13 protein-coding genes and 1 other RNA gene are annotated in these 16576 nt (G+C 67.4%); 5 read left to right on the top strand and 9 right to left on the bottom strand.

Going from position 1 to position 16576, the window contains the following annotated elements; translation table 11 throughout:
* Positions 1–75: 75 nt before the first annotated feature.
* Both EX88_RS26245 and EX88_RS0121115 read left to right on the top strand, forming a co-directional pair.
* The gene (locus tag EX88_RS26245; protein WP_152566399.1) at positions 76–342 is read left to right on the top strand and encodes a hypothetical protein; all 267 of its coding nucleotides are present in this window, start codon (positions 76–78) and stop codon (positions 340–342) included.
* A 362-nt stretch (positions 343–704) separates the two neighbouring features.
* On the top strand, positions 705–2534 hold the full coding sequence (locus tag EX88_RS0121115; RefSeq protein WP_152566401.1) for an ABC transporter ATP-binding protein: 1830 nt from the start codon (positions 705–707) through the stop codon (positions 2532–2534).
* 119 nt (positions 2535–2653) lie between these two features.
* On the opposite strand, the gene EX88_RS0121120 is transcribed toward EX88_RS0121115, so the two are convergent.
* From EX88_RS0121120 to EX88_RS24865, 8 genes are all read right to left on the bottom strand, one after another.
* Positions 2654–4156, bottom strand: coding sequence for a DNA polymerase Y family protein (locus tag EX88_RS0121120; protein WP_051885388.1), 1503 nt, complete (start codon positions 4154–4156; stop codon positions 2654–2656).
* Between the two features lie 156 nt (positions 4157–4312).
* Complete coding sequence (rpiA, locus tag EX88_RS0121125) at positions 4313–4975, bottom strand: ribose-5-phosphate isomerase RpiA (protein WP_031373967.1); 663 nt, start codon at positions 4973–4975, stop codon at positions 4313–4315.
* Positions 4976–5088: 113 nt separating this feature from the next.
* A complete protein-coding gene (locus EX88_RS0121130) occupies positions 5089–5559 on the bottom strand; it encodes an EVE domain-containing protein (RefSeq protein WP_031373968.1) in 471 nt (156 codons plus the stop codon).
* Between the two features lie 14 nt (positions 5560–5573).
* Positions 5574–6167 (bottom strand): 5-formyltetrahydrofolate cyclo-ligase, encoded by a 594-nt coding sequence (locus tag EX88_RS0121135; RefSeq protein WP_031373969.1) that lies wholly within the window; start codon positions 6165–6167, stop codon positions 5574–5576.
* Positions 6168–6265: 98 nt separating this feature from the next.
* A non-coding RNA gene (gene ssrS / locus EX88_RS25455) (6S RNA) lies at positions 6266–6452 on the bottom strand.
* A 226-nt stretch (positions 6453–6678) separates the two neighbouring features.
* Positions 6679–6984: a cell division protein ZapA gene (locus EX88_RS0121140; protein ID WP_031373970.1), complete on the bottom strand. Its 306-nt coding sequence runs from the start codon at positions 6982–6984 to the stop codon at positions 6679–6681.
* Positions 6985–6994: 10 nt separating this feature from the next.
* Positions 6995–7216 carry a TIGR02449 family protein gene (locus EX88_RS0121145; protein ID WP_031373971.1) on the bottom strand — a complete coding sequence of 74 codons (222 nt, stop codon included), beginning with the start codon at positions 7214–7216 and terminating at the stop codon, positions 6995–6997.
* A 248-nt stretch (positions 7217–7464) separates the two neighbouring features.
* Complete coding sequence (locus tag EX88_RS24865) at positions 7465–12045, bottom strand: EAL domain-containing protein (RefSeq protein WP_161786159.1); 4581 nt, start codon at positions 12043–12045, stop codon at positions 7465–7467.
* A gap of 179 nt (positions 12046–12224) precedes the next feature.
* On the opposite strand from EX88_RS24865, the gene EX88_RS0121155 reads away from it, so the two are divergent.
* Positions 12225–12764: a UPF0149 family protein gene (locus EX88_RS0121155; protein ID WP_031373973.1), complete on the top strand. Its 540-nt coding sequence runs from the start codon at positions 12225–12227 to the stop codon at positions 12762–12764.
* A 1-nt stretch (position 12765) separates the two neighbouring features.
* Positions 12766–14088, top strand: a complete 1323-nt coding sequence (locus tag EX88_RS0121160) for an aminopeptidase P N-terminal domain-containing protein (RefSeq protein WP_031373974.1) — start codon at positions 12766–12768, stop codon at positions 14086–14088.
* A gap of 677 nt (positions 14089–14765) precedes the next feature.
* Here the strand turns inward: EX88_RS0121160 and EX88_RS0121165 are convergent.
* Positions 14766–15644, bottom strand: a complete 879-nt coding sequence (locus EX88_RS0121165) for a LysR family transcriptional regulator (RefSeq protein ID WP_318025862.1) — start codon at positions 15642–15644, stop codon at positions 14766–14768.
* A gap of 116 nt (positions 15645–15760) precedes the next feature.
* On the opposite strand from EX88_RS0121165, the gene EX88_RS0121170 reads away from it, so the two are divergent.
* Positions 15761–16360, top strand: a complete 600-nt coding sequence (locus EX88_RS0121170; protein WP_031373976.1) for a short chain dehydrogenase — start codon at positions 15761–15763, stop codon at positions 16358–16360.
* The last annotated feature ends 216 nt before the right edge of the window (positions 16361–16576 follow it).

Genomic DNA, 16576 nt, shown 5'->3' on the forward strand with positions numbered 1-16576 from the left:
GGGATTTTTCGATAAGACGTCCCTGTCTTATCGAAAAACGCCGCACGTCCTGTGCGCCGCCCTCCGGGTCTCCACTTGACCGGCAAAGCGCCAAAGCAGATCAAAATCACGGCCACGGCCACGGCCACGGCCACGGCCACGACGCTCAGTCTTGCCGATGTTGGCGGCTTCGCATTCGGCTTTGGCGAGCAGTGTCGAAGAACCGAACAGCACGATTGGCGTACGCGCTTTCGTGGCGCCTGGACTGCGGTCCAGGCAATTCTTACGGCTGCCGGAAAGTGGATGGGCAGCATCTGCAACCCGGCCTATACCGACTTTGGGCGGATGTCGCCGGCAACATAAGCGCGTTAGACTTCGGCCGGGTCACCCATCAGCGATTCGCGCGTCGAGCCACATGTGCCCGGCGACGCCCCGGGATCGCAAGGAGAAGCACGATGAAGTTCACAATCACCGGCAAGGTCCGCCGCTAAGTCGGCGCTTGCGGTACCGGGCGATGCCCGGGCCGCCTCTGGCTGAACGACCGCCGTTCCGGGCCTTCATGGCCCTGGATCGCTCGCGTTCGTCCGCCGCCTAACTCCCGTCATCCGATCCGGCGCATCGGCGCCGCTCGTCCTCGCATCGCTGTTTCCGCGCCTGTCTCGGCTCGGAGAACGCGGCGCGCACGGGAGTCTTTCCAAGTTCAAACAAGGCTCAACGCCATGATGATTTTTCGTTGGTTCGAATCGTTGATCGACCCGTTCCGGCCGGCGCCGGAGACGATGCCGCCGAGCACCGTCACCGGGTTCTACCGGCATTTCATAAAACAGGCCTGGCCGGTGTTCGCAGTGCTGACGGTGGTCGGCTTCCTGGTCGCGATCGTCGAGGTCGCGATGTTCGACTACCTCGGTCGCGTCATCGACCTGGTCAACACCACGCCGAGCAAGGACCTGTTCGCGCAGCACGGCGGTGAGTTGCTGTGGATGGCCGTGGTAATGCTGTTGGCGCGGCCGCTGTTCCTCGGCTTGCACGATTTGCTGCTCAATCAGACCGTGCACCCGAGCATGACCAACCTGGTGCGTTGGCAGACCCACCGTTACATGCTCAAGCAAAGCCTCAGCTTCTTCCAGAACGACTTTGCCGGCCGTGTCGCGAATCGGATCATGCAGACCGGCCCGTCCTTGCGCGAGTCCACGACCCAGGCGTTCGACGCGATCTGGTACGTGATCGTGTACTCGGCGTCGGCGATCTACTTGTTCGCGCAGGCGGACGTTTGGCTGGTGTTGCCGTTGGCGGTGTGGATCGTGGCGTACATCGGTCTGCTGCGTTACTTCGTGCCTCGGGTGAAGCTGCGTTCGTGGCGGGCGTCGGATGCGCGTTCCAAGTTGATGGGGCGCATCGTCGACGGCTACTCGAACATCGCCACGCTCAAGCTGTTCGCACACTCGCGGCGCGAAGAGGAATACGTGGCCGAAGCGATGATCGAGCAGACCCAGCGGTCACGCGACATGACTCGCATGACCACGCTGATGGGCGTGAGCATCACCACACTCAACGGTCTGCTGATCGTCGGCACCACCGGTCTGGCCCTGTGGCTGTGGCACCAAGGCGCGATCACGGTCGGTGCGATCGCTTTGGCGACCGGCCTGGTGATCCGCATCCATAACATGTCGGGCTGGATCATGTGGACGATCAACGGCATCTTCGAAGACATCGGCACGGTGCAGGACGGCATCGAGACGATCTCGCGGCCGCTGACCGTGGTCGATCGCAGCGACGCCAAAGCGCTGCAGGTCGACGACGGCAGCGTGCGATTCGAGAACGTGCACTTCCACTACGGACAGAACAGCGGTTTGATCGCCGACCTGGACCTGACAGTGAAGCCGGGCGAGAAGATCGGCCTGGTCGGGCCGTCGGGCGCGGGCAAGTCGACGTTGATGAATATCCTGCTGCGTCTGTACGACCTCGAAGGAGGCCGCATCCTGATCGATGGCCAGGACATCGTCGGCGTGACCCAGGAAAGCCTGCGTTCGCAGATCGGCGTGGTCACCCAGGACACCTCGCTGCTGCATCGTTCGATTCGCGACAACCTGCTGTACGGCCGTCCCGATGCGAGCGAAGCGGAGATGGCCGAGGCGGCGAGTCAGGCACGTGCGGACGAGTTCATTCCTCGCTTGGTCGATGGCGAGGGGCGGGTCGGTTACGAAGCCTTGGTCGGCGAACGCGGCGTCAAACTGTCGGGCGGTCAACGGCAGCGGATCGCGATCGCGCGCGTGCTGCTCAAGAACGCGCCGATCCTGATTCTCGATGAGGCGACTTCGGCGCTGGATTCCGAGGCCGAAGCGGCGATCCAGGACAGTCTGGACACCTTGATGACCGGCAAGACGGTGATAGCGATCGCCCATCGTTTGTCGACGATCGCGCGGATGGATCGGTTGGTGGTGATGGACAAGGGCCGCATCATCGAGACCGGTACGCATGAGGAACTGATTGCCCGCGACGGGTTGTATGCGCGCCTGTGGAAGCGGCAGACCGGCGGGTTCGTCGCGGTCGATTGATGATTGAGGTAAGAGGAGGCGCCCTCACCCCAAACCCTCTCCCGCTCGCGGGAGAGGGGCTGTCTTCGGCTGTACCTGCGCATTCGAGGCTTACGACGCACCCATGAACGTTCTAGCCGTTAGAACAACGATCCGGTGGTGCCTCGCCCGTCGTCGTCGCTCTGCTCGCGTGGTTTGCGGCCCCAGCCACCGACGCCGGAAGAGCGGTGCATCGGCGACGGGCCTGGCGGCGGCAAAGGTTTGCCGGGGTTTTCGCGCGCTTCGCGATGGGCGTGCTCGGCCATGACGTTGAACTCGCGCAGCCGTCGCAACCACAGCTCGTTCATGCTCGGATCGGGCACCAGGGCCGTGGCGCCGAGGTCGGCTTCGGCGGATTCTTCGGGAATATGGCTGAAGGGGATGCGCATCGGCGCCGCGCCCTGGGCGAGTGCGTCCTGCATCGCGCCGAAATACAGGCGGTTATTGCCGTAGCGCTGATTGACCTGGTCGAGCACGCGGGTCAGCGCCTGTCTGCGCCCGCGTTCGACGAACAGCGAGCCGCTGTCGGCGGCGTTGGGCTGCAGGTCGATCAAGGACACCGCGACCGACAAAGGCGGGAAACGTTTGACGTTCCACCGCCCGTTGGCGGCGCCGCGCATCAGCGGTTCCAGCGCTTCGGCCATGAGTTGCAGCAGGGTCGGGGTGTCGTCGAGCGCGGCGAACGACAGATTGCGGCTGAAGCGTTGTTCCCTGCCGGCGAAGCGCACGTGCAGGCTCATCCCGCGCGCCTGGCAACGCTCGCCGCGCATCCGCATCGCCGCCTTCGCGAGCAGTTTGAACAGCACCGAGCGCATGCTGTCGGCGCTGCGCATCTGCGGGTCCAGCACGTGCGAATGACCGACCGAACCGACCACCTTGCGCTGCCGCGACGTCGGTTCGATGCCGCGCAACTGCGCCCAGAAACGTTCGCCTTCGACCCCGCCCCAGACCGCGCGCAAATGTTCGCGCGGTGCGGCGGTCAGTTGCTCGACGGTGTCGATGCCGGCATCGCGCAGGCGCTGCAGCATCGACGGGCCGACACCGCACAGATCCTGCAGTTCCAGCCCGTGCAGCGCCTGCGGCAGATCGCTCAGCTCGACCACGGTCAGGCCGTCGACCTTCTGCATGTCGGAGGCGGTCTTGGCCAGGAAGGTGTTCGGGGCGATGCCGATCGAGCAGCGGATCGCCGGAGCGAGCCCGCGATCGATCAAGGTCTGCTTGATCCGGTGGGCGATCGCGATGGCATTGTCGCGTTGGCGTTCGCGGCCGATCAGGCGGCAGGCGACTTCGTCGATCGACAGCGGTTCGCCGTCGATCGGAATGCAATCCTGGATCGCCGCGATCAAACGGTGATGCAGATCGACGTAGCGCGCCGGGCGCGCTTCGACGATGGCGATATCGGGGCAGCGCGCCATCGCTTCGTGCACCGGCGTGCCGGTCTTGATGCCGTGGACCTTGGCCTCGCGGCTGGCGGCGATGCAGCAGGTGGTGGCCGCCAATACCGGCACCACGCCGACCGGACGGCCGCGCAATTCCTCGCGGTCGAATTGCTCGACCGAGGCGAAGTAGGAATTGAAGTCGACGAACAGGCAGCGCAGGGGCATGGCGGCGGGCCGGCATGGAGTTCGGTGGCGTGCCGCGCAAGCGGCCGCCCGGAATGCGCCGGGCGGGCGGTGCGGACGACCTGCCGATTTTGGCGGCAGGTCGTCTCGTCTGCTGAGAGACGTTCTAAATCAGTGATTTAGATCTAGGTCTATGGCTTAAAGGACGATCGGCGGCTCGCCGCCGACGATGACGATGTCGGCCGGGCGGCGCGCGAACAGGCCGACGCTGACCACGCCCGGGATCTGGTTGATCGCCGATTCCATCGCCACCGGGTCGGTGATCGCCAGGCCGTGGATGTCGAGGATGAGGTTGCCGTTGTCGGTGACCACGCCGGCGCCGTTGGCGTCCTGACGCCACACCGGCTGGCCGCGGGTCATCGCCAGGATCTCGCGCGCGACCAGGCTGCGTGCCATCGGCACGACCTCGACCGGCAGCGGGAACTTGCCGAGCACGTCGACGCGCTTGGCCGGATCGACGATGCAGACGAACTTCGCGCTGGCCTCGGCGATGATCTTCTCGCGGGTGAGCGCGGCGCCGCCGCCCTTGATCAGGCGTTTGTGCGGATCGCATTCGTCGGCGCCGTCGACGTACAACGACAGCGGGCCGGTCGCGTTGAGGTCGAGCACTTCGATGCCGAGCGCCTGCAGGCGCGCGGTGCTCTGTTCGGAACTCGACACCGCGCCTTTGATGCGCTCCTTGTGCCGGCCCAGGGCCTCGATGAAAAAGGCGACGGTGGAACCGGTGCCTACGCCGACGATCATGCCGTCTTCGATGTAGTCGATGGCTTTTTCGCCGGCCAGGCGTTTGGCTTCAGTCATTGGGGTGGGAATCGGGAATGGGGAATAGGGAATCGGTTAAGCAAGCAGTGCGAGGAATCCGGGAGGAGCGAGGGACGCTTTTACGATTCCCTATTCTCCATTCCCGATTCCCGTCACTCCATCGACAACAACACCTTCCATTGCGCCGCCGTCACCGGCAGCACCGAGAGGCGGTTGCCGCGGCGGGTCAGGGCGAAGTCCTCGCCGAGGTCGTCGGCGCGGGCCTTGATTTCGTCGAGCGGGATGACCCGCTCGAACTTGCGTTCGAAGGCGACGTCGACCAGCAGCCAGCGCGGGTCTTCGCGCGAGCTCTTGCCGTCGTAGTAGTCGGACTTGGCGTCGAACTGGGTCGGGTCCGGGTAGGCTTCGCTCGCGATCGTGGCGAGGCCGGCGATGCCGGGCACGGCGGTGTTGGAGTGATAGAACAACACGCCATCGCCGACCTTCATGCCGTCGCGCATGAAATTGCGCGCCTGATAATTGCGCACGCCGTTCCAGGGTTCGGTACGGACGCGTTGCAGATCGTCGATGGAAAACGTGTCCGGTTCGGACTTCATCAGCCAGTAGCGGCGGCGTGCGGTCATGCGGTGCTCAACGGTCAGACGAACAGGGGGGAACGGCAGTCCAGAGTCTGGACTTCCGTACAAACCGCATCGAGCGCTACGTCCCAATCGGCGTTGTCGAGCGCATCGATGCGTTGCAGTTCGAACGCGGCGCCGGCCAGCCACGGCGGGGCCGGGCTGCGTTGGCGGAACGCGAAGCTGCGATCGTACCAGCCGCCTCCCATGCCGAGTCGGTGGCCGCGCGGATCGAAGCCGACCAGCGGCAGCACGACCAGACTCATCTGTTCAGGCTCGAGCAGCGAGCTGGGACTGACGTCGGGCTCGGGGATGCCGAAGCGATTGCCGACCAGGGCATCGCCCGGGCGCCACGGGGCGAAGCGCAGGCGTTGGTCTTTGTGCAGCACCGGCAGGCAGTACACACAGCTCAGCGGCAGGCGCAGCTGCCAGGCATGCAGGGCGATTTCGCCGTCCATGGCCCAATAACCGGCGACATAGCCGGTGGCGGGCGCGAACGGCAGCGCCAACAGGCGGGCGGCCAGGGATTCGGCGGCGGCGATGCGCGCGGGGGCGGCGAGATTGCGGCGTTGCGCGCGCAGTTCGCGGCGCAGCGTCGTACGGTCAACCGTCATTCGGCGCGGGGTCCTGGGGGAAAACGGAAGCGCGGGCGCTCCGGACAAGGCAACGGGCGCGAATTACTTTCGTGACGTCGCGCCCGTTCCGGGATGAGTAGTCCTCCGCCAATGTCGATGCGTGCGAAACGACCTTGAACCCGGGGTTCAAGTGGGAACGCTTGGGGATCTTCGGGCTTCCCGCTGCGAGGCGGACTTGCACTCCGGATTCCCGTTGCGCCCCCGTGGTCGTAATTAAGGGACAAGGCGAATGTTTGCGCACGCCGTCGAGCACAGCAGAGGACGTGCGCGGAGTATAGCGCGCGCATCGCTCGCAGCGGGCCCGCTCGTCGGCGACGCTGCGTTGCGGTTCATGCGCTTGATCGATCCGCGAGCGCGGATGAACGGGGCTGGATGAGACAAACGCCAAGCGGCAACGCCCGATGCGACAATGCTCGAAGTCACAAAAAACCGCTTGCGCCAAGGCTTTTGCGGCGAAGGGCGAGCCGCCCAGATTCAGCGGTTCAGCGGTTCAGCGGATCGCGGCGTCGAACAGGCTGTCGAGCTTGCGATGCAGTTCGTCGAGGGTGCGCGAGATTTCGCGGTCGCGATGGTCGCCGTCGCCGCGCAGCTGTTGCAGTTCGTGGGCGAAGTTGAGCGCTGCGAGCACGGCGACGCGGTCGAGCGCGGCCATGCGGTTGCTGCCGCGGATTTCGCGCATCTTGCTGTCGAGCATGCGCGCGGCGGCGAGCAGGTCGTCGCGTTCGGACGGCTCGCAGCCGACGGTGTATTCGCGGTCGAGCAGGCGGATGCTGACGGCTTCGCTGGTCGTGCTCATCGGTTCGGATTCACGTGTGCTGCTCCAGCGACTTCAGTCGCGCGATCATGGCCTCGACGCGGGTGCGGGCCTGCTCGTTCTTGGCCAGCAGCGCCGAGCGCTCGCCGACCAGTTGTTCCTGCTGTTGACGCAGGCTGCGGTTCTCTTCGCTGAGACGACGCACGCGATCGCCGAGTTCGTCGACGCGGGTCAGCAGCGACTGCAATTCGGTGATGAGTTCGGTGCGATCCATCCCGGCACGATGGCAGGCCGGGGCGGGGGCGGTCAAGGCGCTACCGGGAATCGGCAATCGCGAGTCGGGAATCGGTCAGGCGTCGGGTCGATGGCGGCTCTGGGGGCGGGGTGAGGGCCTGCCGGGCGACGGCAGCGCGGAGGGCGGTGCAGCGCGGTCGCGGCCTGCGCCGCCACTGCCCGCACTGGCCAGGAAGCCCGCTCTTGCGCTCCCGCTCCCCGACTTCCGATTGCCGATTCCCGGCCGTCTCAGCGCGCCGCGCGCACGCTCAGCGGCGGCTGCCATTGCTGGATGAAGGCCAGGCAGTCGTCGGCTTCGAGCGGCCGGGCCAGCCAATAGCCCTGGATCTCGTCGCAGCCGTGGGCGAGCAGGAACTCCATCTGCTCTTCCAGCTCCACGCCCTCGGCGACCACGTTCAGGCCCAGCGAGTGAGCCATGGTGATGACCGTGCTGGTGATCGCCTCGTCGTCGGGGTCGCGGGTCAGGTCGCCGATGAATTCCTTGTCGATCTTCAGGGTATTGATCGGCAGGCGCTTGAGGTAGGCGAGCGAGGAGTAGCCGGTGCCGAAGTCGTCGACCGCCAGGGCCACGCCGAGTTCGCGCAGCGCCTGCATGGTGTTGGAGGTGTGCGCGGCGTTGGCCATGATCACGCTTTCGGTCAGTTCCAGCTCGAGCCGCCACGGCGGGATGCCGCTTTCGCTGAGGGCGCGCGCGACCATCTTGGGCAGGTCGCCGCGCAACAACTGGATCGCCGAGACGTTGACCGAGATCGACAACTGGTCGAGCCCTTGCTGACGCCACTGGCGCAGGCGGCTGCAGGCCTCGCGCATCGCCCATTCGCCGATTTCCAGGATCAGGCCGCTTTCCTCGGCCAGCGGAATGAACTGCGAGGGCGGGATGTTGCCGTACTCGGCGCTGTTCCAGCGCAGCAGCGCCTCGACCCCGGTGATGCGCGCTTCCGGCAGCGACAGGCGCGGCTGGAACACCAGCCGCAGTTCGTTGCGGTCCAGGACCTTGCGCAAGGCCGCCGAGATCGTCGCGCGTTGGCGGATCTCGATGTCCATCGCCTCGGTGTAGCGCATGAAGGTGCGCCGGCCGGCGGCCTTGGCCTGGTACATCGCGGTGTCGGCGTGCTTGAGCAGGTCGGTCGGGACCTGGGCGTGGTCCGGATAGAGGCTAATGCCGATCGACGGCGAGATCGCGACGTCGTGGCGTTCGTCGAAATCCAGCGGCGCCTCGAAGGCCTTGATCAGGCGGCGGGCGACGTCTTCGGCCTGCTCCGGCGTTTCCAGGTTCTCCAGCACGACGGTGAATTCGTCGCCGCCCAGGCGGGCGACGGTGTGCTCGGCGCCGACGGTTTCCTGCAGGCGCACCGCGGCGGCGCGCAGGATGCGGTCGCCGGCGGCATGGCCGAGCGAGTCGTTGATGTCCTTGAAGCGGTCCAGGTCGAGGAACAGCAAGGCGATGCGATGGCCGTGGCGGCGCGCCCGCACGATCGCCCGCGACAGCCGCTCCGACAGCAGGGTGCGGTTAGGCAGGCTGGTCAGGGTGTCGTAGTTGGCCAGGTAGCGCAGTTCCTGCTCGGCGCGTTTCTGGTCGGTGATGTCGGTCAGCACGGCGACGTAGTGGCCGCGCTGGCCGCTGCTGTCGAGCACGATGCTGGCCTGCAGCCAGCACAGGAACTCGTTGCCGTCCTTGCGCTGCTGCCAGATTTCGCCGGACCAGCGGCCGCTGCGCTGCAACTCGTCGCGCATGTCGCTGTAGAACTCGGGATCGTGCTGGCGGCTGTCGAGCAGGCCGGTGGTCTGGCCGATCACTTCGTTCTCGGGGTAGCCGGTCATGCGCGAGAACGCGGGGTTGATCGAGACGAACACGAAGTCGCGGTCGAACACCGCCACCGCCTCGGCCATCGAGCGCAGCACCTCGCTGGAAATGCGCCGCTCGCGTTCGGCGCTGCGCACCGCGGTGACGTCGCGGCCGGTGCCGGCGACCCGCACCGGCAGGCCTTCGGCATCGCGTTCGACGACCCGGCCGCGGGCCCGCACCCAACCCCACTCGCCCTTCGGCGTGCGCATGCGGTGTTCGGACAGGAACAGCGCGGCGTCGCCCTTGAGGTGCTTGCGCAGCAGTTCGGTGACGCGGCCGAGGTCGTCGGGATGGATCTCGTGGTCGTCGGCGATGTCGGCCTGCACGCCGATCTCCGGCGACTGCGGGTTGTGGTCGTCGACGCGCATGCGGTGCAGCTCGCGCCGCTTCAGGTCGTAGTCCCAGAACTGCTCGCCGGACGCCCACAGCGCCAGCTTGAGGCGTTCTTCGCGTTCGCGGATCTGGGCGAAGTAACCGCGTTCGCGCTGGCGGGCGACGTGCCAGCGCCAGCCGAAGCTCAGGGCCAGGCCGAGCGCGGCCAAGGCCGCCAGGGCGATCGCCAGCGGGTGCCGCCACAAAGGCGGCTCGACGTTGACCGGGATGCGCAGTTCCTGGGTATTCCAGACCCCGTCGCGGTTGGTCGATTGGGCGCGGAAGACATACCGGCCGGGCGGCAGGCGGGTGTAGGTGATGTCCTGGCGCGGGCCGTTGTCGATCCAGTCGCGGTCGAAACCGTCCATGCGGTAGCGATAGCGGATGCCGCTGTTCGGGCCGAAGTCGAGGGCGCCGATGCGCAGGCGCAGGATGCCGGCGTCGTTGGGAATCTCCAGCCGGGTCGACTGCCACAGCGTGCTCGAACCGGCGCTGGTGTCGGAACCGATCCAGGCCCCGAGCAGGCGCACCGGCGGGGTGTAGCGCGAGTCGGCGATGCGCGCCGGGTCGAACACGTTGAGGCCGCGCACGCCGCCGAAGGCGATGCGGCCGTCGGCGAGGATGTCGACCGCGCCGGCGTTGAACTCCAGGTCCTGCAGGCCGTCGGCCAGGCCGTAACGGCGCACCAGCGAGGCGCCGCTGTCGAAGCGCAGGATGCCGGCGTCGGTGCCGAGCCAGAGGCGGCCGGCCGGGCGTTCGGCGATCGAGAACACCACCGGCACCGGGTGGTCGCCGAGCACTTCGGCCAGCGGGTGGTCGAAGCGGATGCGGCCGTCGCTGTGTTCGACCACCCGGCTCAGGCCGGCCTGGGTGCCGACCCAGATCGAGCCGTCGGCGGACTGGTGTACGGCGCGGACGAAGTTGCCCGGCAGGCTGTCGGCCTCGTCGGTGGCATGGCGGTAGTGGCGCAGGTAGCCGGTGGCCGGGTCGAGCAAGTCCAGGCCGTCGCCGGTGCCGAACCAGACCCGGCCCTTGGTGTCTTCGAGCACGGCGTTGACGCGCGGATGGCTCAGGCCCTTGGAATCGCCTTCGCGATAGGCGTAGCGGACCAGGGCGCCGGTCTCGGGCAGGTAGTGCAGGGCGCCGATGTCGTCGCTGCCGAGCCAGAGGCTGCCGTCGCGGGCGAAGGCCAGCGAACGCAGGGCGACGTCGCGGTAGCCGCGCAGGTCGATGCTCTCGACCCGGCGGGTGGCCGGGTCCAGGCGCAGCAAGCCCTGGCCGGTGGCGAGCCAGAGCCGGGTCGGCGGCAGCGAGGCCGGCGGGTTCGGGTTGTCGGCCTCGGGGCAGGGCTCGCGGGCGATCGCGGCGATGCGGCGGGCGCCGGCGTTGGCCGGCAGCAGCGCGGTCATGTCCTGGAAGCGGTCGGCGCCCAGGTCGTAGCGGCGCAGATGGCCGTTGTCGGTGCCGATCCAGATCGCGCCGAGGTCGTCCTGGGCCAGGCTGCGGATGCTGGCGTCGGAGGCGCCGGCGCCGGTGCGGTCCTCGTCTAGGTCGAGGACGTAGCTGAAGCGGGTGCCGCGCGGGTCGGCGACGGCGACGCCGCGGTATTGGCCGCCGGCCCAGAGCAGGCCGCCGTGGTCGATCATCAACGCTTCGATGGTGTCCTCGGGCAGGGTCGCCTCGACACCGGGCTCGGCGTGTACGCGCTGGGAGTGGCCGGTCTCGGGGTCGTGGCGGTACAGGCCGTTGCCGAAACCGGAGATCCAGATCCGCTGGTCCGGCGCTTCGATCAGGGCGCGCGCATCGCGCAGCGTCGCCAGGGCCTCGTCCTCGACCTTGACCAGGATGCCGGTGTGGCCGTCGAGCCGGTACAGGCCGTCGACGCCGCCGGCCCAAAGCCGGCCGCGCCGGTCGATCAACACGCTGCGCAGCACCTGGGCGGCGCCGATGCGTTCGATCTTGCCGCTCGGCAGGATCCGGTACAGGCCGGCCGCGCTGGCGAACCAGGCGGTGCCGTCGCGGGCGAGGGCGAGTTCCTGCCAGGGCGATTGCCGGCTTAGTTCGCCGGGCAGGGCCAGCAGCAGCTCGCGCGCGCCGCTGCGCGGGTCCATGCGCTCAAGGCCGGCCAGGGTGCCGATCAGCAGCGAGTCGCGCCATGGCAACAGCGAGACGATCTGGCGCCCGGCCTGCGAATCCGGCGGTTCGTAGCGGTGGATGGCGCCGCTGGCCAGGTCGAGCCGGGCCAGGTATTCGGAATGGGTGCCGATCCAGATCGCGCGCTGGCCGTCGAGGGCGAGCGCGGTGACGTAGCTGTCGGGCAGGCTGGCCGGATCGCGCGGGTCGTGCCGATAGGGCACGTAGCGCTGGCCGTCGTAGCGGTGCAGGCCGCCCTGGGTGCCGACCCAAATGAAGCCGTGCGCGTCCTGGGTGAAGGCGGTGACCGAGTTCTGGCTGAGCCCGAGCTCGCTGCCCAGGCGCGAGAAGTAGAAGTCGCGCGTGGCCGCATCGGCACGCTGGGGCAGCGCCGCCATGCACAGGAGCAGGGCGATCAGACCGGCAGTCAGCAGGGCGACAGGGGAAGAGGAACGCACGGACACCGTGGCGTGAAGCGCAACAGCCCGCAGTTTAGGCAGGCGCCCGTTGCGGCAACAAGCACTACGGACTCGAATCGCCAGACAGGACAGGATCCTGCGGGTTTCTTCACGCCGCCTGCATTCGCCCGGCATTGCTAAACTGCGGCAACCCTCACGACTTGATGCCTGTGGCCGCGATCGAACTGCCCCTGTTGTCCGATGTCGATGCCGAGAGCCGCACGCTCTCGCTCGGCGCTTCCGCTTCCGAACTGCACGGCGCCTTGTGCGGCTGGCTCGCCGGCGGCGGCGCCTCGGTGCGCGACTGGCCGGCGCGCGTGCTGGCCGACCCGACCGTCGCGACGCCGGCCGAGAACGGCGCGCTGGATCGCCTGCGCAGCGCCAGCGCCTCGCAGCTCGGCGATCGCAGCTTCGGTTTCGATCTGCTGCTGCCCGATAGCGAAGCGCCCTTGTCCGAGCGCAGCGGCGCCTTGTTCGACTGGTGCCGCGGTTTCCTCGGCGGTTTCGGCCTCGCCGCCGGCGAGGCCGCCTCGCTGTCGGAGGAAAGCCGCGAGGCGCTCGGCGACCTGGCCCGCCTGGCCGCGGCCTCGCCGCAGGACGACGGCGACGAGGACGACGAAGAAGCCTTGACCGAGATCGAGGAGTTCGTGCGCATCGTCGCGCTGTTGTTGCATGGCGACGTGGCGATGGCGGCGCAGCACCGCCACCGGTTGAACTGACATGAACGCCGCGTTGTCGATGCCGGCCAAGGCCTATGTGCGCCGGCGCAAGCAGTTGATGACGATGGCCGGCGACGACGCGATCGTGATCGTGCCGTCGGCCAACGAGCATATCCGCAGCCGCGATACCCACTACCCGTTCCGCCAGGACTCCGACCTCAGCTACCTGACCGGTTTCCCAGAACCCGAGTCGGTGCTGGTGCTGGTGCCGGGCCGCCGCCATGGCGAGACCTTGCTGTTTTGTCGCGAGCGCGACCGCGAACGCGAAGCCTGGGACGGGCCGCGCTACGGCCCGGAAGGCGCGGTCGAGGCCTTCGGTCTCGACGATGCCTATCCGATCGCCGACCTCGACGACATCCTGCCTGGCCTGCTCGAAGGGCGCTCGCGTGTGTATTACCACTTCGGCCGCGACGCCGAGTTCGATCTCAAGCTGATCGGCTGGCTCAACCGCGTGCGTGCGATGGTGCGCCAGGGCGCGCAGCCGCCGCACGAATTCCTCGAGCTGGGCCATCTGCTCGACGAGTTGCGTCTGTTCAAGGACCGCGACGAGGTGCGCTTCATGCAGCGCGCCGCCGACATCAGCGTGCTCGCCCACGAAGCGGCGATGCGCGCGGCGCGGCCCGGCGTGCGCGAGTACGAACTGCAAGCCGAAATCGAATGCGTGTTCCGCCGCCACGACGCCGAGCCCGCCTATGGCAGCATCGTCGGCGCCGGCAGCAATGCCTGCGTGCTGCACTATCGCGCCAACAGCGCGGCTTCGCAGGACGGCGACCTGGTCTTGGTCGACGCCGGCGCCGAGTACCGCGGTTACGCCGCCGACATCACCCGCACGTTTCCGGTCAACGGCCGTTTCAGCGCGCCGCAACGCGCCTTGCACGACCTGGTCGGTGCCGCTCAGGCCGCGGCCCTGGCGCAGGCGCGTCCCGGCGTGGCCTACGAGGCTGGGCACCTGGCAGCGGTCGAGACTCTGACCGAAGGCCTGCTGCAACTCGGCCTGCTCAAGGGCAAGCTGGAAAAGAACCTCGCCGAAGGCCATTACAAGCGCTTTTATCGGCACAAGACCGGGCACTGGTTGGGCATGGACGTGCACGACGTCGGCGAATACCGCCTCGACGGCGAGTCGCGCCTGCTCGAACCGGGCATGGTGTTCACCATCGAGCCCGGGCTGTACGTGTCGCCCGACGACAGCAGCGTCGACCCGAAATGGCGCGGCATCGGCATCCGCACCGAAGACGACGTGCTGATTACCAAGGACGGCCATCAGGTGCTGACCGACCGGCTCGCGCGCAGCGCCGACGAGATCGAGGCCTTGATGGGGCGGTGAGCGCTGTCGCCACGAATCTATCCCTGTAGGAGCGACGTAAGTCGCGACAAGGGACGCGCAGAGATGACGTGGCCACCGTCATTCGTCGAAGCGGCGCTCGCTCGCCAGGGTAGGAGCGGCGCGAGACGCGACCGCCATGTCCCAATGTCGCGTCGTCTTCGGGTGTGCCCCTGTAGGGGCGACGTGAGTCGCAACCGCGACCTCGCACTATCGCGTCGATTCTGGCCGCAGCCTGGTCAGGGTAGGAGCGGCACGAGCCGCGACAACGTCGTGTCGGTCTCGCGACGCAATGCTCAAGCAGAATCAAGATCTGGATCAAACGCCAAAAGCTTCCGCCACTAAAGCGGCGGGTTACTTTCTTTTGTCATAAGCAAGCAACAAAAGTCCGTCTGGATTCCCTTCGGTCAAAGGTAACCAAAGAAGTTGCTTTGTTTTGAATCACCGGCCCGCACGATCGTTGCATCCGCGGGCTCTACATACGGGACATCCCTGTCCGATGAAAAACGGCCCGCATCCTTGCGGGCCGCCCTCCGGGTCTTCTGTTGCCTTCGCTAGTGCCAAGTTGCGCACAGCAATAGCAGCCACAGCTGGCTGTCGCGTGTTTTCAGTGCATCAGCCGCCGCCATACGCGCGGCATCGCAGTCGAAACGCCGGACGTTTGGTCAGCGGGCCCGGTCTTACGCCGCCGGGCCCATGCGCTCCAGCACCAGCTCGACGAAACGGCTGAGCTTGGGCAATGGCTGGCGGTCGCGCGGGTACAGCAGATGCACCGGCCGCGGCGGCGGCAGCTGATCGGCGAACAGGGGCAGCAGCCGGCCCGCGGCGAGGTCGTCGGCCAGCAACACCTCGGGCTGCAGCAAGATGCCGCAGCCGGCCACCGCCGCGCGCCGCAGCGCCTCGCCGTTGTTGGAAGCGAAGCGCCCGCGCAGACGCAAGGGTTCGGCGGCGATGTGCTCGAAACGCCATCCGGCATCGTGATTCCACAGCAGATGGTTGAGGCAGCTGTGGCCGACCAACTCGCGCGGGTCGCTCGGCGTGCCGTACCTGCTTAGATACTCGGGGGAAGCGCAGACGATCATCCGGTACGGCCGCAGGGGGCGTGCGACCAGATGATCCGAATCCGGCAGGGGCCCGATCCGGATCGCGACGTCGAAGGCCTCGGCGATCAGGTCGGACATGCGGTCGCTGAGCACCAGTTCGACCGCGACCTCGGGATGGCGTTGCAGGAATTCGGTGACCACCGTGGCGACTGCATTGCCGCCGAGCGTGACCGGGGCGGTGATGCGCAAGCGCCCGCTCGGCTGGCCGTCGTGACGCAGGCGTTCGGCGACCGACTCGGCGTGGCGGACCTGGTCGAGGATGCGCCGGCAGTCCTCGAGAAAGCTCTCGCCGACCTCGGTCAGGCGCTGCTTGCGCGTATCGCGCTGCAGCAGGCGTGCGCCGAGATGCGCTTCCAACTGGTGCACATGTTTGCCGACCATCACCGCCGACAGGTTCTGGGCCTGGGCCGCGGCGGCGAAACTGCCGGTGTCGGCGACCGCGACGAATACGGCCATGCTGCGCAGCTTGTCCAAGGGCTAACCCGTGGTTAGGGGAGCCCGAAATCCTAGCGCATTCACCGTCGATGCCGCGGCGAGCAGACTGGCCATCTGTCTCTCATCACGGAGTTCCCATGAAGATCCTCATCGTCGGCGCCAGCGGCACCCTCGGCCGTGCCGTGGCCGAACGCCTCGCCCCGCAGCACGAGATCCTGGCCGCCGGCCGCAGCAGCGCCGATTACCCGGTCGACATTACCGACGACGCCAGCGTCGAAGCCTTGTTCCGTCGTACCGGCAAGCTCGACGCCATCGTCTCAACCGCCGGCGTGCTGCACTTCGGCCCGCTCGAAACGATGCGCCCGGCCGACTTCGCGCTGGGCCTCAACGACAAACTGCTCGGCCAGGTGCGCCTGGCCCTGCTGGGCCAGCACCACCTCAACGACGGCGGTTCGATCACCCTGACCACCGGCATCGTCGCCGAAGAACCGATCCGTGCCGGCGCCAACGCCAGCGCCGTCAACAACGCCATCGAGGGCTTCGTGCGTGGCGCCGCCTTCGAATTGCAGCGCGGCCTGCGCATCAATGCCGTCAGCCCGAACGTATTGACGGAGTCGTGGGAGGCCTACGGCGCGTTCTTCCCCGGCTTCGAACCGGTCACCGCCGCGCGCGCGGCGCTGGCGTATCAGCGCAGCGTGGAGGGGATTCAGAGTGGGCGGGTGTTCAAGGTTTGGTGAGGGATGGGCGGTCGTGTGAGTTGCAAGGCCGATGAGGCATTTTGCGGTTGCAGTTCTCAGTTCTCAGTTCGCAATTCGCCGTTGCCGTTGCCGTTGCCGTTGCCGTAAAGATTCTGCTGTGGCTGTGGCTGTGGCTGTGGTTGTTGCTGTGCGCAGCCTTGCACTCGCGAAGGCAATCGAAGACCCGGAGGGCGGCCCGCATGGATGCGGGCCGTT

The organism is Lysobacter antibioticus (assembly GCF_000731095.1).
GTDB classification, from domain to species: Bacteria; Pseudomonadota; Gammaproteobacteria; order Xanthomonadales; family Xanthomonadaceae; genus Lysobacter; species Lysobacter antibioticus_B.